Origin of the sequence: Ramlibacter lithotrophicus, from assembly GCF_012184415.1 — a bacterium.
Lineage (GTDB): Bacteria > Pseudomonadota > Gammaproteobacteria > Burkholderiales > Burkholderiaceae_C > Ramlibacter > Ramlibacter lithotrophicus.
Genome location: NZ_VTOX01000001.1, coordinates 441,346 through 458,239, shown reverse-complemented (window position 1 = coordinate 458,239; position 16,894 = coordinate 441,346). Strand labels below are relative to the sequence as shown.

Here is a 16,894-nt window from a genome sequence, read left to right as displayed (position 1 = left end):
AAACGGAGCGGAAAAAATCAGAGGGTTTCGATCGCCAGGGCGTGCACGCCCCGGTCCACGAAAGTTCGCAGCGCATCATACACAAGGCGATGCCGCGCCACCCGCGACAGGCCGTCGAACGCCGGCGCGGCGATCCGCACCCTGAAGTGCGTCCCCGAGCCGGTTCCGTCCGAGCCGGCGTGGCCCATGTGCGCCATGCTTTCGTCGATGACTTCGAGCCAGGTCGGCGCCAGGAGTTCCTCGAGGCGCGCGCGCATCGCGTCCGCCGTGATGCCGGTGCCGCTCATGGCCCGCTCGCCTCGTCGGCCTTCATGTACCGGCCCAGGTACAGGGCCTGTCCGATGACGAAGACGACCATCAGTCCCATGCCGCCGAACAGCTTGAAGTTGACCCAGGTGTCGGTGTCGAACGTGTAGGCCACCCACAGGTTCAGCACGCCCATGACGGCGAAGAACACGATCCAGCTCCAGTTCGTGACGCGCCAGGCCGGCTCCGGCAGGTCGAGCTGCGAGCCCATGAGCGTCTTGAGCAGGTTCTTGCGGAAGAACAGCTGGCCCGCCGCGAGCGTGCCGCCCATCAGCCAGTACAGCACCGTGGGCTTCCACTTGATGAAGGTCTCGTTCTGCAACGCGATGGTCGCGCCGCCGAAGAGGACGATCACCCCCAGGCTGACCCACTGCATCGGTTCGACCTTGCCATGGCTGTGGCGCAGCCAGAGGATCTGCGCGATGGTTGCGACGATGGCGACGGCCGTCGCCGCGTAGATGCCCCACAGCTTGAAGGCCGCGAAGAACAGGATGATGGGGAAGAAATCGATCAGCAGTTTCATGTGGCCTGGATTATTCCCCGTCCTTGGCGGGCGCGAACTGGAGGGACGCGGAGTTCATGCAGTAGCGCAGTCCGGTCGGCGCCGGGCCGTCGGGGAAGACGTGGCCCAGGTGGGCGCCGCATTGGGCGCACACGGTCTCGGTGCGGACCATGCCGTGGCTGCGGTCGGTGATCTCGCGGATCGCGCCGGGCACCGCCTGCGAGAAGCTGGGCCAGCCGCAGCCGGCGTCGAACTTGGTGCCCGAGTCGAACAGCTTGGCGCCGCAGCAGACGCAGTGGTAGCTGCCGTCGGCCCACACCTGTTCGTACTTGCCCGTGAACGGGCGTTCGGTCGCGGCGCGCCGGGTCACTTCGAAGGCACCGGGTTCGGCGCCTTGTTGCGCCAGCAGCTCGCGCCACTGGGAATCGGTTTTCTGGATGGGGTAGGTCATGGCAAGCAGCTGAGTTGGACCCGGGCAACCCGGTCTCCTTCGGCATTGTCCCGCGCGGGGGGATTTCCCGTGCGCGGCGGGGCAAAAGCGGGGCGGCCGGCGCGCCGTTTCCGGGGATGCCGCTGTCGCGCGCGTGAAAGTCCGGGTATCCAATCCAGCACGGCAATACTACGATCAGGGTTTTGGACCACGAACCCAACCCAAGGAGCTTCCATGCTGGGCTTGATGCAGAGCCAACCCCTGCTGATCTCGTCGCTGATCGACTTCGCGGACCGCCACCATGGCGACGCCGAAATCGTCTCGCGCCGCGTCGAGGGCGACATCCACCGCTACAACTGGCGTGGCGTCGCGACTCGCGCGCGCCAGGTGGCGCACGCGCTGGACGCCATGAACCTCCTGTTCTCCGATCGGGTCGCCACGCTCGCCTGGAATGGCTACCGCCACCTGGAGCTCTATTTCGGCGTCAGCGGATCGGGCCGCGTCCTGCACACGATCAACCCGCGTCTGCACCCGGACCAGATCGCCTGGATTGCCAACCATGCCGAAGACCAGGTGCTGTGCTTCGACATGACCTTCCTGCCGCTGGTGCAGGCCATCCACGCGCGCTGCCCGGGCATCCGGCAATACGTTGCGCTGTGCGACGCCGACAAGCTGCCGGCCGACACCGGCGTGCCCAACCTGGTGAGCTACGAAGCGTGGATCGCGGGCCAGCCCACCACCTACGAGTGGCCGAGCTTCGACGAGAACTCGGCCTCCAGCATGTGCTACACGAGCGGTACCACCGGCAATCCGAAGGCCGCGCTGTACAGCCATCGCTCGACGATCCTGCACGCCTACGCGGCGGCGCTCCCCGACGTCATGTGCCTGTCGGCGCGCGACTCGGTGCTGCCGGTGGTGCCGATGTTCCACGTCAATGCCTGGGGCATTCCGTATTCCGCCGCGCTGGTCGGCGCCAAGCTGGTCTTCCCGGGTCCGGCGATGGACGGCAAGTCGATCTACGAGCTGGTCGAGGCGGAGAAGGTCAATTACGCGGCCGGCGTGCCGACCGTCTGGCAGATGCTGCTGGGGCACCTGAAGCCCAACAAACTGCGCTTCTCGACCTTGAAGCGCACCGTGATCGGCGGCTCCGCCTGCCCGCCGGCCATGATCCACGCCTTCCGCGACGAGTACGGCGTCGAGGTGCTGCATGCCTGGGGCATGACCGAGATGAGCCCGCTGGGCACCTTGTGCACACTGAAGAACAAGCACCTGGACATGCCCGAAGAAGAGCAGATGAAGATCCGGCTCAAGCAGGGGCGGACCTTCTTCGGCGTCGACATGAAGATCGTCGGCGACGACGGAAAGGAACTGCCCTGGGACGGCAAGACCTACGGCAACCTCTACGTGAAGGGCCCGTGGACGGTGCGCGAGTACTTCAAGGGCGAAGGCGGCGATCCGCTGGTGGACGGCTGGTTCCCCACCGGCGACGTCGCGACCATCGATGGCGACGGCTACATGCAGATCACGGACCGCAGCAAGGATGTGATCAAGTCCGGCGGCGAGTGGATCAGTTCCATCGACGTCGAGAACATCGCCGTCGCCCATCCGGCCGTCGCGATGGCCGCCTGCGTCGGCATGCCGCATCCCAAGTGGGACGAGCGGCCGATCGTCGCGGTGGTGAAGAAGCCGGGCGCCGAGGTCACCCGCGAGGAACTCCTGAAGTTCTACGAGGGCAGGATCGCCAAGTGGCAGATCCCCGATGACGTGGTCTTCGTCGAAGCCATCCCGCTCGGCGCCACCGGCAAGATGCTCAAGACGCGGCTGCGCGAGATGCTGAAGGACTACCGGCTGCCGACGGCGTGAGCCGGGGACTGGTTTGCACTGCAGAACGGGCAAGGCCCGCCGGTCGCGCGGGCGATTCCGTCTAGGGCATTCCCTAGCGCGGCGCGCACCACAACAAATGTACGCTGCCGCTGTCGATTTCCAGGAGAAACGTAGATGAAATTCGCACTGACCTCGGTTGCGCTCGGCAGCCTGCTGTTCTGCGCCGGTCCGCTGTTCGCGCAAGCGCCCGCCAAGCCGGCCGCCAAGCCGGCGGCCCCCGCAGCGGCCAGCGCCGTGAAGGGCCAGACGGTGCGCATCGCGTTCATGGACCCGCTCTCGGGCCCGTTTGCCAACGTCGGCCAGAACCAGCTGAAGAGCTGGCAGTACATCGCCGAGCGCCTGTCCGGCGACAAGAACCCGGCGGGCGTGAAGTTCGAGGTCGTCGGCTTCGACAACAAGGGCTCGCCGCAGGAAAGCCTCAACACCGTCAAGGCGGCGATCGACCAGGGCTTCCGATACATCACGCAAGGCAACGGCTCCGGCGCCGCCACCGCCATCATGGACGCGGTGGCCAAGCACAACGACCGCAACCCGGGCAAGGAAGTCGTCTACCTCAATTACGCGGCGGTGGATCCGGCGCTGACCAACGACAAGTGCAACTACTGGCACTTCCGCCTGGACGCCGATACCTCCATGAAGATGGAGGCGCTCACGACCTTCATGAAGGACCAGCCCAAGGTCAAGAAGGTCTTCCTGATCAACCAGAACTACTCGCACGGCCACCAGGTCGCGAGCTATTTCAAGGAAGGCATCAAGCGCAAGCGGCCCGACGTGCAGGTCGTCGGCGAGGACCTGCACCCGATCGGCCAGGTCAAGGACTTCTCGCCCTACGTGGCCAAGATCAAGCAGTCCGGCGCCGACACCATCGTCACGGGCAACTGGGGCACCGACCTCACGCTGCTCGTGAAGGCGCTGAACGATGCCGGCCTGAAGCTGCCGATGTATACGTACTATGCCGGCGTGACCGGAACGCCCACGGCCCTGGCCGCCGGCGGCGACAGCGAGGTGTACGTGGTGGCCTACGGCCATGCGAACCACCCCGGCGAACTCGGCCAGATGGGCCAGGAGTTCCTCAAGAAGTTCAACGACGACTACTACACCTACGCGACGCTGAACGGCATCAACCTGCTGGCGAACGCCATGGTCAAGGCCGGCTCGACCGACCCGGTGAAGGTGGCCAAGGCGATGGAAGGTCTGTCGTTCAAGAGCTTCGCCGGTGACGTGCAGATGCGTGCCTCGGACCACCAACTGCAGCAGAGCATGTTCATCACGAAGTGGCAGAAGGCCAAGCAGGGCGAGTACAGCGTCGAGAAGACCGGCTACACCTTCGTGCCGATCAAGCAGATGGATCCGTACGTTTCCAGCACGCCCACCAGCTGCCAGATGAAGCGGCCGGGCTGAACGCGCCGTCCATGCCGCGACGCCGGGTGAAGCCTCGCAGCCAACCCGGCGTTGTCGCATCCGGGCCCCGGCGGCGGCCGGGGCCGCCCTTGTGCAGCCGCGCCTGAGGGCCACGGGCTGCCTTCCAGCATCCATGGATATTCAATGGAGTTCTTCACCATCTCGCTGCTGAACGGCCTGAGCTACGGGCTCCTGCTGTTCATGCTCAGTTCGGGGCTGACGCTGATCTTCAGCATGATGGGCGTGCTGAACTTCGCGCATGCCAGCTTCTACATGCTCGGCGCGTATTTCGCGTACTCCACGACGCAGGTTGTCGGCTACTGGCCGGCGCTGTTCGTCGCGCCGCTGCTGGTGGCGGCACTCGGCGCCGTGTTCGAGCGGTACGCGCTGCGCCGCGTCCACAAGTTCGGCCACGTCGCCGAGCTGCTCATTACCTTCGGCCTGTCGTTCATCATCCTGGAGGTCGTCCAGCTGATCTGGGGCACCAGTTCGGTCGACTATCGGGTGCCGCCGGCGCTCAGCGGTCCGCTGTTCACGATCTACGGGACGCAGTTCCCCGCCTACCGCGGCTTCATGATGCTGGTGGCGATCCTGATGCTGGTCGCCATCTGGCTGCTGCTCACGCGCACGCGGATCGGACTCGTGATCCAGGCCGCGCTGACGCACCCCGAGACCGTGGAGGTGCTGGGCCACAACGTCCCGCGCGTGTTCATGCTGGTGTTCGGCGGCGGCGCGGCGCTGGCCGGCCTGGCCGGGGTCATCGGGGGCAACGCCTTCGTCACCGAGCCCGGCATGGCGGCCACCGTCGGCTCGGTGATCTTCGTCGTGGTCGTGGTCGGCGGCATGGGATCGCTGTCGGGCGCGTTCGTCGCTTCGCTGCTGATCGGGATCATCCAGACCTTCGCGGTCGGCATCGACAGCTCGCTGATCGGTGCCGCGACCAGCATCGGCCTGGAGATCGGCCCGCAGACCTTCGGCTACCCGGTGTGGAAGCTCAAGATCAGCCAGATCGCGCCGATCCTGCCCTACCTGTTCCTGGTGCTGATCCTCATCTTCCGGCCCAAGGGCCTCCTCGGCACGCGGGAGGGATGAGATGACGACGCTGTCGAACCTTGAAGCCAATTCCGAAGCGGAGCGGGAGAACCGGCGCACCGGCATTCCGATGGCGCTTCCCGGCGCGCGGTCCTCGCGGGTGCCGGACTCCCGGTCCAGCAAGGACTACTACCAGTTCAGACCCTACAACGTCGGCCGCTGGATCATCTGGGGGCTGTTCGCGGTGGTCCTCGGCGTCGCGCCGATGCTGTTCACCAGCAGCCTGTCGCACACCATGCTCAGCCAGATGGGCATCGCGATCATCGTGTGCCTGTCCTACAACATGCTGCTGGGGCAGGGCGGGATGCTCAGTTTCGGCCACGCCGTCTACTCGGGCCTGGGGTCCTTCCTCGCGATCCACACCTTGAACCTGGTGAGCAAGGGCAGCCTGCCGGTGCCCGTGAGCCTCATTCCGATCGTGGGCGGGCTGTCGGGCGCGTTTTTCGCCGTGCTCCTGGGGTGGGTGACGACCAAGAAGGCGGCCACCCCGTTCGCCATGATCACGCTGGGCATCGGCGAGCTGGTGTGGGCGATGTCGCTGATGTTTCCGGAGTTCTTCGGCGGCGAAGGCGGCGTCTCCGGTAACCGGGTGACCGGCGCCAAGGCCGGCGGCATCGCGGATGCGCTGGGCCTCACGTTCGGGCCGCAGATCCAGCTGTACTACCTGATCGCCATCTACACGTTCATCTGCACGGCGCTGATGTTCGCGTTCACGCGCACGCCGCTCGGCCGGATGCTCAACGCGGTGCGAGACAACCCCGAGCGAGTCGAGTTCGTCGGCTACGACACGCAGATGGTGCGCTACATCGCGTTCATCATCGCGGCGTTCTTCGCCGGCGTGTCGGGCGGACTGGCCGCGCTGAATTTCGAGATCGTCACCTCCGAGGTGGTGAGCGGCCCGCGCTCGGGTGCCTACCTGCTGTTCACGTTCCTCGGCGGCGCCACGTTCTTCTTCGGGCCCATCATCGGCGGCATCCTGATGGTGATCGCCTTCGTGCTGCTGTCGGAGCTCACCAAGGCGTGGCTGCTGTACATGGGCCTGGTGTTCCTGTTCATGGTGATGTATGCGCCCGGCGGCATCGCCAGCCTGATCATGATGAACCTGCGCATCGCGTCGTTCGGACGCCTGCGCGAGCTGTGGGTGAGCTATCTCGCCCTGGCGTGCACCGCGCTGGTCGTGCTGCTTGGCGCTGCGGCGATGATCGAGATGGTGTACCACCTGAAGCTGAACGCGGCGCTCGGCCCGGAACTGGAGTTCCTCGGCCTGCACCTGAACGCGCATGGCCTGAACAGCTGGTTCGGATCGGCCTTCGTGATGCTCACCGCCCTCGGCCTGTTCGAGGTGGCGCGCCGCCACTTCGTGCGCCATTGGGGCGAGATCCAGGAGTTCATCGAGAAGGAAATCAAGCGCAGGGAGGCCGTATGAAGCGTAGGGCGAGGGGCCCCGCTTGCGGGGATCGACCAGCGGAGTACGGCATCGCCTCCGCCGCGCGGCGCTGGAGCGCCAACGGCATTCGCAAGGAGGCGCTATGAGCGCGGTTGCATCCGGCATCACGCCGACGGGCGCCGGCCTCGCGGAGCCTGCCGGAGCCAGGGGCGGCTCGGCGCCGCCGTACGCGCTGGAGTTGCGCGACCTGCGCAAGAGCTTCGGCAAGACCGAGATCATCCGCGGCGCCAGCCTGGCGGTGAACGCCGGCGAGCGGGTCGCCGTGATCGGACCCAACGGCGCCGGCAAGTCCACGCTGTTCAACCTCATCAGCGGCCGGTTTGCGCCCACCAGCGGCGAGGTCCTGCTCAATGGCCAGCGCATCGACGGCAAGCGGCCCTTCGAGATCAACCGGCTGGGACTGTCGCGCAGCTTCCAGATCACCAACATCTTTCCGAAGCTCAGCGTGTTCGAGAACCTGCGGTGCGGCGTGCTGTGGAGCCTCGGCTACCGCTACACCTTCCTGAAGTTCCTGGCCGACCTCGACGACGCCAACGAGCGCGCCGAGCAATTGCTGGAGATGATCAAGCTGGACAAGAAGCGGGACGTGCTGGCCATGAACCTCACGTACGCCGAGCAGCGTGCGCTGGAGATCGGCATCACCATTGCCGGCGGCGCGGGCGTGATCCTGCTGGACGAGCCGACCGCCGGCATGAGCAAGAGCGAGACCCGGCGCTTCATCGAGCTGATCAAGGAAGTGACGGTGGGCAAGACGCTGCTGACGGTGGAGCACGACATGGGGGTGGTGTTCGGGCTGGCCGACAAGATCGCCGTCGTGGTGTACGGCGAGGTGATCGCCTTCGACCGGCCGGAGGCGGTGCGGTCCAACCAGCGCGTGCAGGAAGCCTACCTCGGCTCGCACGTCGCCGACGCGCAGGTGGCACGGCCATGAACACGATGCTGAAGGTCGAGAACCTGCATGCCTTCTACGGCAAGAGCCACGTGCTGCACGGCGTGCACTTCGAGGTCGGCGAGGGGGAGATCGTGGCGCTGCTGGGCCGCAACGGATCGGGCCGCTCCACCACCGCCAAGGCGATCATGGGCATGGTCGAGTGCACCGGCGTCGTCGACTGGAAAGGTCGCCACACGATGGGGCTCAAGCCCTACCAGATCGCCCACCTGGGCCTGGGCTACGTTCCGGAAAACCGCGACATCTTTCCGAAGCTGACGGTGCACCAGAACCTGATGCTGGGGCAGAAGAGCGCGAAGCGGCAGGGACGCTGGAGCTTCGACGACATGTACGACATGTTCCCGCGGCTGAAGGAACGCCAGCACACCGACGCCGGCGTGCTGTCCGGCGGCGAGCAGCAGATGCTCACGCTGTGCCGCACGCTGATGGGCGACCCCGACCTGATCATCATCGACGAGCCGACCGAGGGACTCGCGCCCAAGATCGTCGAACTCGTCGCCGAGTACCTGCAGCGGCTCAAGCAGCGCGGCATCTCCGTGCTGCTGATCGAGCAGAAGCTGACGATCGCACTGGCGATCTCGGACCGCACGCTGGTCATGGGACACGGCAGCATCGTGTTCCAGGGCACGCCGCAGACCCTGCGCGCGGACGCGTACATCCGCAAGGAGTGGCTGGAGGTCTGAACAGGCCGCCGCGGGCGCGGCGGCTCAGCTTGTCTCTGCCGGGACAAACGGCGTTGCGGCGACCGCGGACGTCCCTACAATCGTTTCGCAACGAGCGCACCAGCGCCGCGTCGAACGATCTTGGCGGTCGTTCTTTTCTTTCAGGAGCACACCAGCATGACGGCTGAATACAAGGTGCACGGCGACGTGGCCGTGGTCACGATCAACAATCCGCCCGTCAACGGGCTGGGGCACGCCACCCGCGCCGGGATCACCAGGGGACTGGAGCAGGCCGGGGCCGATGCGTCCGTCAAGGCCATCGTGATCACCGGCGCCGGCAAGGCATTCTCCGGCGGCGCCGACATCAACGAGTTCGGCAAGCCGGCCGCCATGGCCGAGCCGAACCTGCACTCAGTGATCCTGGCCCTGGAAGCCTGCGACAAGCCGGTGGTCGCCGCGGTCCACTCGATCGCCATGGGCGGCGGCCTGGAACTCGCGCTGGGCTGCAACTACCGCATCGCCGCGCCGGGTGCCAACATCGCGCTGCCCGAAGTGAAGCTCGGCATCCTTCCGGGCGCGGGCGGTACGCAGCGGCTGCCGCGGGTGCTGGGCGTGGAGACAGCGCTGAACATGATCGTCAGCGGCGAGCCCGTCAAGAGTGAAATGCTGGCCCAGCTGCCGGGCCAGAAGCTGTTCGACCGCATGGCGAAGTCGCCCGAGTCGCTGCTGGAGGAGGCGATCGCCTTCGCCCGCTCTGTGGCCGATGCGCGCCCGCTGCCGAAGGTGCGCGACCTCCCGTGCAAGCACCCGCTGGGCGATGCGTACTTCCAGTTCGCGCGCAACATGGTCAAGGGCATGGCGAAGAACCTGCCCGCACCGGCCAAGTGCGTGGACGCGGTGGAAGCGGCCACTCAAGGGCGGTTCGACGACGGGCTGGCGCGCGAGCGCGAGCTGTTCGCGTCCCTCCTGATCAGCCCGGAGAGCCGGGCGCTGCGCCACATCTTCTTTTCCGAGCGCGCCGCCTCCAAGATCCCCGACGTGCCTGCCGACACGCCGCAGCGTGAGATCAGGTCGGTCGCCGTCATCGGCGCCGGCACCATGGGCGGCGGCATCTCGATGAACTTCCTGAACGCCGGCATTCCCGTGACCATCCTCGAGATGAAGCAGGAAGCGCTGGACCGCGGCGTCGCGACCATCCGCAAGAACTACGAAGCCCAGGTCAAGAAGGGCAAGCTCAAGGCCGACAAGTACGAGCAGCGGATGAGCCTGCTGAACACGACGCTGGACTACGGCGCCCTCAAGGACGCCGACCTGGTGATCGAGGCCGTGTTCGAGGAAATGGGCGTCAAGCAGAAGGTGTTCGAGCAGCTCGACGCGGTGATGAAGCCCGGCGCGATCCTGGCGTCCAACACGTCGACGCTGGACGTCAACAAGATCGCGGCGTTCACGAAGCGCCCGCAGGACGTGATCGGGATGCACTTCTTCAGCCCGGCCAACGTGATGAAGCTGCTCGAGGTGATCCGCGGCGAGAAGACGGCCAAGGACGTACTGGCCACGGTGATGACGCTGGCCAAGAAGATCAAGAAGACGGCGGTGGTCTCCGGCGTCTGCGACGGCTTCATCGGCAACCGCATGATCGAGCAGTACAGCCGCCAGGCCGGCTTCCTGCTGGACGAGGGCGCGCTGCCGGCGCAGGTGGACCGCGCGATCGAGCGTTTCGGCTTCGCCATGGGCCCGTTCCGCATGGGTGACCTGGCCGGCAACGACATCGGCTGGGCCATCCGCAAGCGTCGCGCCGTCGAGCATCCCGACATGAAGTACAGCCGCACCGCGGACAAGCTGTGCGAGCTGGGCCGCTTCGGACAGAAGACCGGCGCCGGCTGGTACGACTACCAGGCCGGCAAGCGCGACGCGATCCCGTCCGACGTCGTCAACAAGATGATCGAGGACCATCGCAAGGAACTGGGCATCACCCCGCGCAGGATCTCGGACGACGAGATCGTGCAGCGGCTGGTGTATTCGCTCGTGAACGAAGGCGCCCGCATCCTCGAGGACGGCATCGCGTCCAAGGCGAGCGACATCGACATGGTGTACCTCACCGGCTACGGATTCCCGATCCACCGCGGCGGCCCCATGCTGTACGCGGACCAGGTGGGCCTGTTCAACGTGGTGCAGGCGATGAAGCGGTTCCAGAAGAACCCGCGCGACGACCAGAAGTTCTGGGAGCCGGCGCCGGTGCTGGCGCGCCTCGCCGCCGAAGGCAAGACCTTCAACCAGACCACCTGACACGAATTCGAAAGGGGTCCAGCCATGACCAACGCACTCATCGTCTCCACCGCCCGCACGCCCCTGGCCAAGAGCTGGAAGGGCGCCTTCAACATGACGCACGGCGCCACGCTCGGCGGCCATGCCGTCAAGCACGCGATCCAGCGCGCCGGCATCGATGCCGCGCAGGTGGAGGACGTGATCATGGGTTGCGCGAACCCCGAGGGCGCCACCGGCATGAACATCGCGCGCCAGGCCGCGCTGCGCGCCGGCTTGCCCGTCACCGTCTCGGGCATGACCGTCAACCGCTTCTGCTCGTCGGGCCTGCAGACGATCGCGCTGGCTTCGCAGCGCGTCATCGCCGGCGAGGGCGAGGTGTTCGTCGCCGGCGGCGTCGAGAGCATCTCCTGCGTGCAGCAGGAGATGAACATGCACATGTTGCGCGACCCGGCGCTCATGGAGATCAAGCCGGAGATCTACTGGACGATGCTGCAGACGGCCGAGCAGGTCGCCAAGCGCTACAACATCGGCCGCGAGGTCATGGACGAATACGGCGCCGCCAGCCAGCAGAAGGCCTGCGCGGCGCAGAACGCCGGCAAGTTCGACGACGAAATCGCGCCGATCACCGTCACGGCGGGCGTCGCCGACCCGGTGATGGGCCTGCGCAGCAAGGAAGTCACCGTCAGCCGCGACGAAGGCACGCGCGAAGGCACGACCAGGGAAGGCATCTCGGGCATCAAGCCGGCCCTGCCGGGCGGCTCGATCGCGGCCGGCAACGCCAGCCAGTTCTCCGACGGCGCCGGCGCCTGCGTGGTGGTGAGCGAGCAGTACGCAAGCCGCAACAACCTGAAGCCGCTGGGCCGCTTCCTGGGTTTCGCCGTGGCCGGCTGCGAGCCCGACGAGATGGGCATCGGGCCGGTCTTCGCGGTGCCGAAGGTGCTGAAGAAACTGGGCCTGTCGGTGCAGGACATCGACCTGTGGGAGCTGAACGAGGCGTTCGCGGTGCAGGTGATCTACTGCCGCGACAAGCTGGGCATCCCGAACGATCGCCTGAACGTCAACGGCGGCGCCATCGCGCTGGGCCACCCGTACGGCGTGTCGGGCCAGCGGCTGACCGGGCATGCGCTGATCGAAGGCAAGCGCCGCGGCGCCAAGCGCGTGCTGGTGACCATGTGCATCGGCGGGGGGATGGGGGCCGCTGGCGTGTTCGAGGTTCTCTAAGGAAAACGGACAGCCGGACGCAGAAGCCGCAAAAGCTTCGCAGAAGCCGCAGAACGATCAGGGAGAAGGCCAAACTTCTTCTTGATTTCTTTGCGGCTTCTGCGCTTCCTTTGCGGCTTCTGCGTTCGGATGTTCCATTCGAACGACATGCCATACCGTCCCACCCTCGAATTCCTCCTCTACGACTGGCTGCACGTCGAGCAGCTGTCCGGCCGGCCGCACTTTGCCGACCACTCGCGCGAGACCTTCGACGCGGTGCTCGACACCTGCGAGCGCATCGCCCGCGAGAAGTACGCGCCGTTCAACCGCACGGTGGACATCGAGGAGCCACGCTTCGACGGCGAGAAGGTGATCCTGCCCAAGGCGACGCATGAGGCGCACGATGCCTACGCCGCCTCCGGCATGCTCAGCGCGGCGCAGGACTACGACATCGGCGGCATGCAACTGCCGTACACCGTCGAGGCGGCGGCAAACAGCTTCTTCGCGATGGCCTCGGTCAGCATCGGCTCGGGCATGTTGACCGTGGGCAACGCCAACCTGCTGCTCGAACACGGCACCGAGCTGCAGCGCAAGGTCTTCGCGCTCAACGAATTCTCCGGGCGCTGGTCGGGGACGATGGCGCTGTCGGAGCCGCAGGCGGGCTCGTCGCTGTCCGACGTCGCGACCCGGGCCGTCCCGGACGGCGACGACTTCGAGTCCGACGCGCTCGGTCCCCGCTACCGACTGACCGGCAACAAGATGTGGATCTCGGCGGGCGAGCACGAGCTGGCCGAGAACATCGTCCACCTGGTGCTCGCCAAGATTCCGGGCCCCGACGGCAGGTTGATCCCGGGGACGAAAGGCATCTCGCTGTTCATCGTGCCGAAGTGGCTGGTGGAGGTGGAAAGCCCTCACCCCGGCCCTCTCCCGGGGGGAGAGGGTGAGAACGGGAGCGTGCCTGTGACAGTCACGCTCGGAGCCAGGAATGACGTTGCCCTCGCGGGCCTGAACCACAAGCTCGGCTGGCGCGGCACGACCAACACGCTTCTGAACTTCGGCGAAGGCCGCTACCCGGTGCGCGGCGGTGCCGGTGCGATCGGCTACCTCGTGGGCCGGCCGCACGAAGGCCTGCACTGCATGTTCCACATGATGAACGAGGCACGAATCGGTGTCGGCACGGCCGCGGTGATGCTGGGCATGGCCGGATACGAAGCTTCGCTCGACTACGCGCGAAACCGGCCACAAGGGCGCCCGGTGGGTCCCGCCGGGAAGGACCCGTCGCAGCCGCAGGTGCGGATCATCGAGCACGCCGACGTCAAGCGAATGCTCCTGGCGCAGAAGTCGCTGTGCGAAGGCGGACTGGCGCTGGAGCTGTACTGTGCGCGGCTGGTCGACGAGCAGCACACCGGCAACGCGCAGGAGGCGGACGACGCGCGGCTGCTGCTGGAAGTGCTCACGCCGATCGCCAAGAGCTGGCCGAGCGAGTGGTGCCTGGAAGCCAATTCGCTCGCGATCCAGGTCCACGGCGGCTACGGCTACACGCGCGATTTCCCGGTGGAACAGTACTGGCGCGACAACCGGCTGAACATGATCCACGAGGGCACGCACGGGATCCAGGCCGCCGACCTGCTGGGGCGCAAGGTGCTGATGGAAGGCGGCAAGGGCCTTGACCTGCTGGCGCAGCGCATGCAGGCCACGATCGCCAGGGCGCAACACCATCCGTCCCTCGCCGAACAGGCACACGCGCTCGGTGAGGCGCTGCAACAGGTGCAGGCGGCGACGCGAGCTGCCTGGTCGACGGCCAACCCGGGCGAGGCCCTCGCCAACGCGGTGCCATACATGCAGGCCTTCGGCCACGCGGTGGTCGCCTGGCTGTGGCTGGACGTTGCGGCCGCGGTGCTCGTGGCGGGCCAGGACGATCCGGCCTCGCAAGGCCGGCTGTATGCGGCGCGCTATTTCTACCGCTACGAGCTGCCGAAGATCGGCGCCTGGCTGCAGGTGGCCGCCAGCCGCGACCCGACCTGCGCGCAGATGCCGGAGGCCGCCTTCTGATCGCCTCGCGCCGCACGATCGCCCGGGTCGAGCGGCTGGCGTGGATCCTGCTGTATGCGGGCCTGCTGGCGATCGTGCTCGGCCTGGCGACCCGCTCGGCACACGCGCCCTCCGCCTGGACGCTGATCGTGGCCGGCGCGGTGCTCGCGGCCGCCGGCACCGCGCTGATCTGGGTGCGTTCCCGGCTCGAGCCCGGTGACTGAGCGATATCGCTGCCGCGACAGGCGCGGACTCGCCCCGAACGGCACAATCAGCCGCTGCATCCAGGAGACCACCATGACCCGCACCGTATCCCAGCTGTTCGACCTCAAGGGCAGGACCGCCCTCGTCACGGGGGGCTCGCGGGGGCTCGGCCTGCAGATGGCCCACGCCCTCGGCGAGGCCGGCGCGCGCATCATGCTGACGTCACGCAAGGCCGGCGACCTGGAGGAGGCTGCGGCGCAGCTGCAGGCCGCCGGCATCGACGCCCGCTGGATCGCCGCCGACTGCGGCAAGGAGGAGGACATCCGGCGGCTGGCGGACGAGACGCTGCAGCGCATGGGCGACGTCGACATCCTCGTCAACAACGCCGGCGCGGCCTGGGGCGCCCCGGCCGAGGACCATCCGGTCGAGGCCTGGGACAAGCTGATGAACCTGAACGTGCGCGGCTATTTCATCCTGTCGCAGCAGATCGGCAAGCGCAGCATGATCCCGCGTAAATACGGCCGGATCATCAATATCGCCTCCATCGCCGGCCTGGGTGGCAATCCGCCCGAGCTCAAGACGCTGGCCTACAACACGTCCAAGGGGGCTGTGATCAATTTCACCCGCGCCCTCGGGTGCGAATGGGGGCAGTACAACATCACCGTCAACGCCGTGTGCCCGGGCTTCTTCCCGAGCAAGATGACGCAGGCGACCCTCGACCGGCTGGGCGAGGATCAGCTTGCCGCGCATTCGCCGCTGCGCCGCCTGGGCGACGACGAGGATCTGAAGGGCGTCACGCTGCTGTTTGCCTCCGACGCGGGCAAGCACATCACCGGCCAGTGGCTGGCGGTGGACGGCGGCGTGAGCGTCGTCACCGGCGGCTGAACGGCCGCGCAGTCAAGAAGAGGAACACCATGCAGTTTGGCGTCGACATTCCGTTCGTGCAGCACCTGGGCTTCGAGCTCACGCTGTTCGAGGGCGGGCATTCCGAGATCCGCTACGCGCCGAAGCCGGAACACGACAACTCGTTCCACGTGGTCCACGGCGGCGCCTTGATGACCCTCCTGGACGTGACCATGGCGACCGCGGCGCGCAGCATCCAGCAGGATATGGGCGTGGTCACGATCGAGATGAAGACCACCTTCATGCAGCCGTGCCGCGGCGTGCTCACCGGCCGCGGCCGGCTGATGCACCGCACGGCCTCGATGGCGTTCACCGAAGCCACGATCCACGACAGCGAGGGCCGGGCCTGCGCGCACAGCACCGGCACCTTCAAGTACGTCAGGCGCCAGCAGCCCGGCGCCGCCGGCGCGGGCGGCCAGGGCGTCATCTCCACCGATTGATCCGAAGGGAGCCACCCATGCCACAGAATCGACAGTTCCTCCTCGACAGCCGCCCGCAGGGCGAGGCGAGCGCGTCCAACTTCAAGCTGGTCACCGGCGAGACGCCGCCGCTGCAGGACGGCCAGGTGCTGGTGCGGCACCACTACCTCAGTCTCGACCCGTACATGCGCGGGCGCATGGACGACGCGAAGAGCTACGCCAAGCCACAGCCGCTCGGACAGGTGATGCAGGGCGGCACGGTGGGCGAGGTGGTCGAGAGCCGCGCGGCCGGCTTCAAGCCCGGCGACAAGGTGGTCGGCATGGGCGGCTGGCAGGAATACAGCGTGGTCGACGCGGCCCAGCCCGGCGCGCTGCGCAAGGTGGACACGTCCCAGGTCCCGCTGTCGTACTACCTGGGCGCCGTGGGCATGCCTGGCGTTACCGCATGGTACGGGCTGAACGGAATCCTGAAGCCCAAGGCGGGGCAGACGCTGGTGGTCAGCGCGGCGGCGGGGGCCGTGGGCAGTGCCTTTGGGGTGCTGGCCAGGGCGCGAGGCTGCCGCGCGGTCGGAATCGCCGGCGGGGCCGAGAAGTGCGACTACGTCGTGAGGGACCTCGGCTTCGATGCCTGCATCGACTACAAGCAGCACGCCGATGCCGGGTCGCTGAGCAAGGCGCTGCGGGAGGCCTGCCCCGACGGCGTGCACGGCTACTTCGAGAACGTGGGCGGGATGGTCATGGACGCGGTGATGCTGCGCATGAACGACTTCGGCCGCATCGCCGTATGCGGGATGATCGCCGGCTACAACGGCAAGCCGGTGCCGATGACCTATCCGCAGATCATCCTGAGGAGCCGCCTCACCGTGGAAGGCTTCATCGTCAGCGAGCACATGGAAGTGTGGCCGCAGGCGCTGCAGGAACTGGCCGGGCTCGTCGCGGCCGGCAAGCTGCGGCCGCGCGAATCCGTCGCCCAGGGCATCGAGTCCGCGCCGGAGGCGTTCCTGGGCCTGCTGAAGGGGCGCAACTTCGGCAAACAGCTGGTCAAGCTAGTCTGAGCCGGGGCGCCGCTGCGAACTGCCGCACGGCAGTTACAGCCCGGCATCCGGCGATGCGACACTATCGGTTTGCCGCGCCTGCCCCGGCTGCCTGTCGGGACGGGCCGACTCCAGGGCGCCGGTCCGCGCGAAGCCGACGCACCT

16 protein-coding genes are annotated in these 16,894 nt (G+C 67.1%); 13 read left to right on the top strand and 3 right to left on the bottom strand.

The annotated features are described in order from the left end of the window. Positions 1 to 17: 17 nt before the first annotated feature. The 3 genes from RAMLITH_RS02190 to msrB are packed head-to-tail and all read right to left on the bottom strand — an operon-like array spanning position 18 to position 1,259. Entirely contained in the window at positions 18 to 287 is a 270-nt protein-coding gene (locus RAMLITH_RS02190; RefSeq protein ID WP_168105686.1) for a BolA family protein, read from the bottom strand. Then, a complete protein-coding gene (locus RAMLITH_RS02185) occupies positions 284 to 829 on the bottom strand; it encodes a septation protein A (protein ID WP_168105685.1) in 546 nt (181 codons plus the stop codon). The genes RAMLITH_RS02190 and RAMLITH_RS02185 overlap by 4 nt, the downstream gene beginning before the upstream one ends. Positions 830 to 839: 10 nt before the next feature. Then, a complete protein-coding gene (gene msrB / locus RAMLITH_RS02180; RefSeq protein WP_168105684.1) occupies positions 840 to 1,259 on the bottom strand; it encodes a peptide-methionine (R)-S-oxide reductase MsrB in 420 nt (139 codons plus the stop codon). Positions 1,260 to 1,472: 213 nt separating this feature from the next. On the opposite strand from msrB, the gene RAMLITH_RS02175 reads away from it, so the two are divergent. From RAMLITH_RS02175 to RAMLITH_RS02115, 13 genes are all read left to right on the top strand, one after another. Beyond that, on the top strand, positions 1,473 to 3,101 hold the full coding sequence (locus RAMLITH_RS02175) for a 3-(methylthio)propionyl-CoA ligase (RefSeq protein WP_168105683.1): 1,629 nt from the start codon (positions 1,473 to 1,475) through the stop codon (positions 3,099 to 3,101). Positions 3,102 to 3,236: 135 nt separating this feature from the next. Further along, the gene (locus RAMLITH_RS02170; RefSeq protein WP_168105682.1) at positions 3,237 to 4,523 is read left to right on the top strand and encodes a branched-chain amino acid ABC transporter substrate-binding protein; all 1,287 of its coding nucleotides are present in this window, start codon (positions 3,237 to 3,239) and stop codon (positions 4,521 to 4,523) included. A gap of 144 nt (positions 4,524 to 4,667) precedes the next feature. Then, complete coding sequence (locus RAMLITH_RS02165; protein WP_168105681.1) at positions 4,668 to 5,615, top strand: branched-chain amino acid ABC transporter permease; 948 nt, start codon at positions 4,668 to 4,670, stop codon at positions 5,613 to 5,615. Positions 5,616 to 5,685: 70 nt separating this feature from the next. Beyond that, positions 5,686 to 7,041, top strand: coding sequence for a branched-chain amino acid ABC transporter permease (locus tag RAMLITH_RS02160; protein WP_168106417.1), 1,356 nt, complete (start codon positions 5,686 to 5,688; stop codon positions 7,039 to 7,041). A gap of 103 nt (positions 7,042 to 7,144) precedes the next feature. After that, the gene (locus tag RAMLITH_RS02155) at positions 7,145 to 7,993 is read left to right on the top strand and encodes an ABC transporter ATP-binding protein (protein ID WP_238343977.1); all 849 of its coding nucleotides are present in this window, start codon (positions 7,145 to 7,147) and stop codon (positions 7,991 to 7,993) included. A 5-nt stretch (positions 7,994 to 7,998) separates the two neighbouring features. Continuing rightward, positions 7,999 to 8,694 carry an ABC transporter ATP-binding protein gene (locus tag RAMLITH_RS02150; protein WP_168106415.1) on the top strand — a complete coding sequence of 232 codons (696 nt, stop codon included), beginning with the start codon at positions 7,999 to 8,001 and terminating at the stop codon, positions 8,692 to 8,694. Between the two features lie 156 nt (positions 8,695 to 8,850). Beyond that, complete coding sequence (locus tag RAMLITH_RS02145; RefSeq protein WP_168105680.1) at positions 8,851 to 10,959, top strand: 3-hydroxyacyl-CoA dehydrogenase NAD-binding domain-containing protein; 2,109 nt, start codon at positions 8,851 to 8,853, stop codon at positions 10,957 to 10,959. 24 nt (positions 10,960 to 10,983) lie between these two features. After that, on the top strand, positions 10,984 to 12,159 hold the full coding sequence (locus RAMLITH_RS02140; RefSeq protein ID WP_168105679.1) for an acetyl-CoA C-acyltransferase: 1,176 nt from the start codon (positions 10,984 to 10,986) through the stop codon (positions 12,157 to 12,159). A 147-nt stretch (positions 12,160 to 12,306) separates the two neighbouring features. Further along, positions 12,307 to 14,190 (top strand): acyl-CoA dehydrogenase, encoded by a 1,884-nt coding sequence (locus RAMLITH_RS02135; RefSeq protein WP_168105678.1) that lies wholly within the window; start codon positions 12,307 to 12,309, stop codon positions 14,188 to 14,190. A gap of 74 nt (positions 14,191 to 14,264) precedes the next feature. After that, positions 14,265 to 14,393 (top strand): hypothetical protein, encoded by a 129-nt coding sequence (locus tag RAMLITH_RS25995; protein ID WP_272954143.1) that lies wholly within the window; start codon positions 14,265 to 14,267, stop codon positions 14,391 to 14,393. 73 nt (positions 14,394 to 14,466) lie between these two features. Then, positions 14,467 to 15,258 carry an SDR family oxidoreductase gene (locus RAMLITH_RS02125; protein WP_168105677.1) on the top strand — a complete coding sequence of 264 codons (792 nt, stop codon included), beginning with the start codon at positions 14,467 to 14,469 and terminating at the stop codon, positions 15,256 to 15,258. Positions 15,259 to 15,287: 29 nt separating this feature from the next. Then, a complete protein-coding gene (locus RAMLITH_RS02120; protein WP_168105676.1) occupies positions 15,288 to 15,716 on the top strand; it encodes a PaaI family thioesterase in 429 nt (142 codons plus the stop codon). A 17-nt stretch (positions 15,717 to 15,733) separates the two neighbouring features. Further along, the gene (locus RAMLITH_RS02115) at positions 15,734 to 16,750 is read left to right on the top strand and encodes an NADP-dependent oxidoreductase (RefSeq protein WP_168105675.1); all 1,017 of its coding nucleotides are present in this window, start codon (positions 15,734 to 15,736) and stop codon (positions 16,748 to 16,750) included. The last annotated feature ends 144 nt before the right edge of the window (positions 16,751 to 16,894 follow it).

Bases quoted from the DNA above. Each gene is read 5' to 3' on its own strand.
- RAMLITH_RS02120 (WP_168105676.1), top strand. From the start codon at position 15,288: ATGCAGTTTGGCGTCGACATTCCGTTCGTGCAGCACCTGGGCTTCGAG.
- RAMLITH_RS02160 (WP_168106417.1), top strand. From the start codon at position 5,686: ATGGCGCTTCCCGGCGCGCGGTCCTCGCGGGTGCCGGACTCCCGGTCC.
- RAMLITH_RS02145 (WP_168105680.1), top strand. From the start codon at position 8,851: ATGACGGCTGAATACAAGGTGCACGGCGACGTGGCCGTGGTCACGATC.
- RAMLITH_RS02170 (WP_168105682.1), top strand. From the start codon at position 3,237: ATGAAATTCGCACTGACCTCGGTTGCGCTCGGCAGCCTGCTGTTCTGC.
- RAMLITH_RS02125 (WP_168105677.1), top strand. From the start codon at position 14,467: ATGACCCGCACCGTATCCCAGCTGTTCGACCTCAAGGGCAGGACCGCC.
- RAMLITH_RS02165 (WP_168105681.1), top strand. From the start codon at position 4,668: ATGGAGTTCTTCACCATCTCGCTGCTGAACGGCCTGAGCTACGGGCTC.
- RAMLITH_RS02135 (WP_168105678.1), top strand. From the start codon at position 12,307: ATGCCATACCGTCCCACCCTCGAATTCCTCCTCTACGACTGGCTGCAC.
- msrB (WP_168105684.1), bottom strand. From the start codon at position 1,259: ATGACCTACCCCATCCAGAAAACCGATTCCCAGTGGCGCGAGCTGCTG.
- RAMLITH_RS02190 (WP_168105686.1), bottom strand. From the start codon at position 287: ATGAGCGGCACCGGCATCACGGCGGACGCGATGCGCGCGCGCCTCGAG.
- RAMLITH_RS02150 (WP_168106415.1), top strand. From the start codon at position 7,999: ATGCTGAAGGTCGAGAACCTGCATGCCTTCTACGGCAAGAGCCACGTG.
- RAMLITH_RS02185 (WP_168105685.1), bottom strand. From the start codon at position 829: ATGAAACTGCTGATCGATTTCTTCCCCATCATCCTGTTCTTCGCGGCC.
- RAMLITH_RS02155 (WP_238343977.1), top strand. From the start codon at position 7,145: ATGAGCGCGGTTGCATCCGGCATCACGCCGACGGGCGCCGGCCTCGCG.
- RAMLITH_RS02175 (WP_168105683.1), top strand. From the start codon at position 1,473: ATGCTGGGCTTGATGCAGAGCCAACCCCTGCTGATCTCGTCGCTGATC.
- RAMLITH_RS02140 (WP_168105679.1), top strand. From the start codon at position 10,984: ATGACCAACGCACTCATCGTCTCCACCGCCCGCACGCCCCTGGCCAAG.
- RAMLITH_RS02115 (WP_168105675.1), top strand. From the start codon at position 15,734: ATGCCACAGAATCGACAGTTCCTCCTCGACAGCCGCCCGCAGGGCGAG.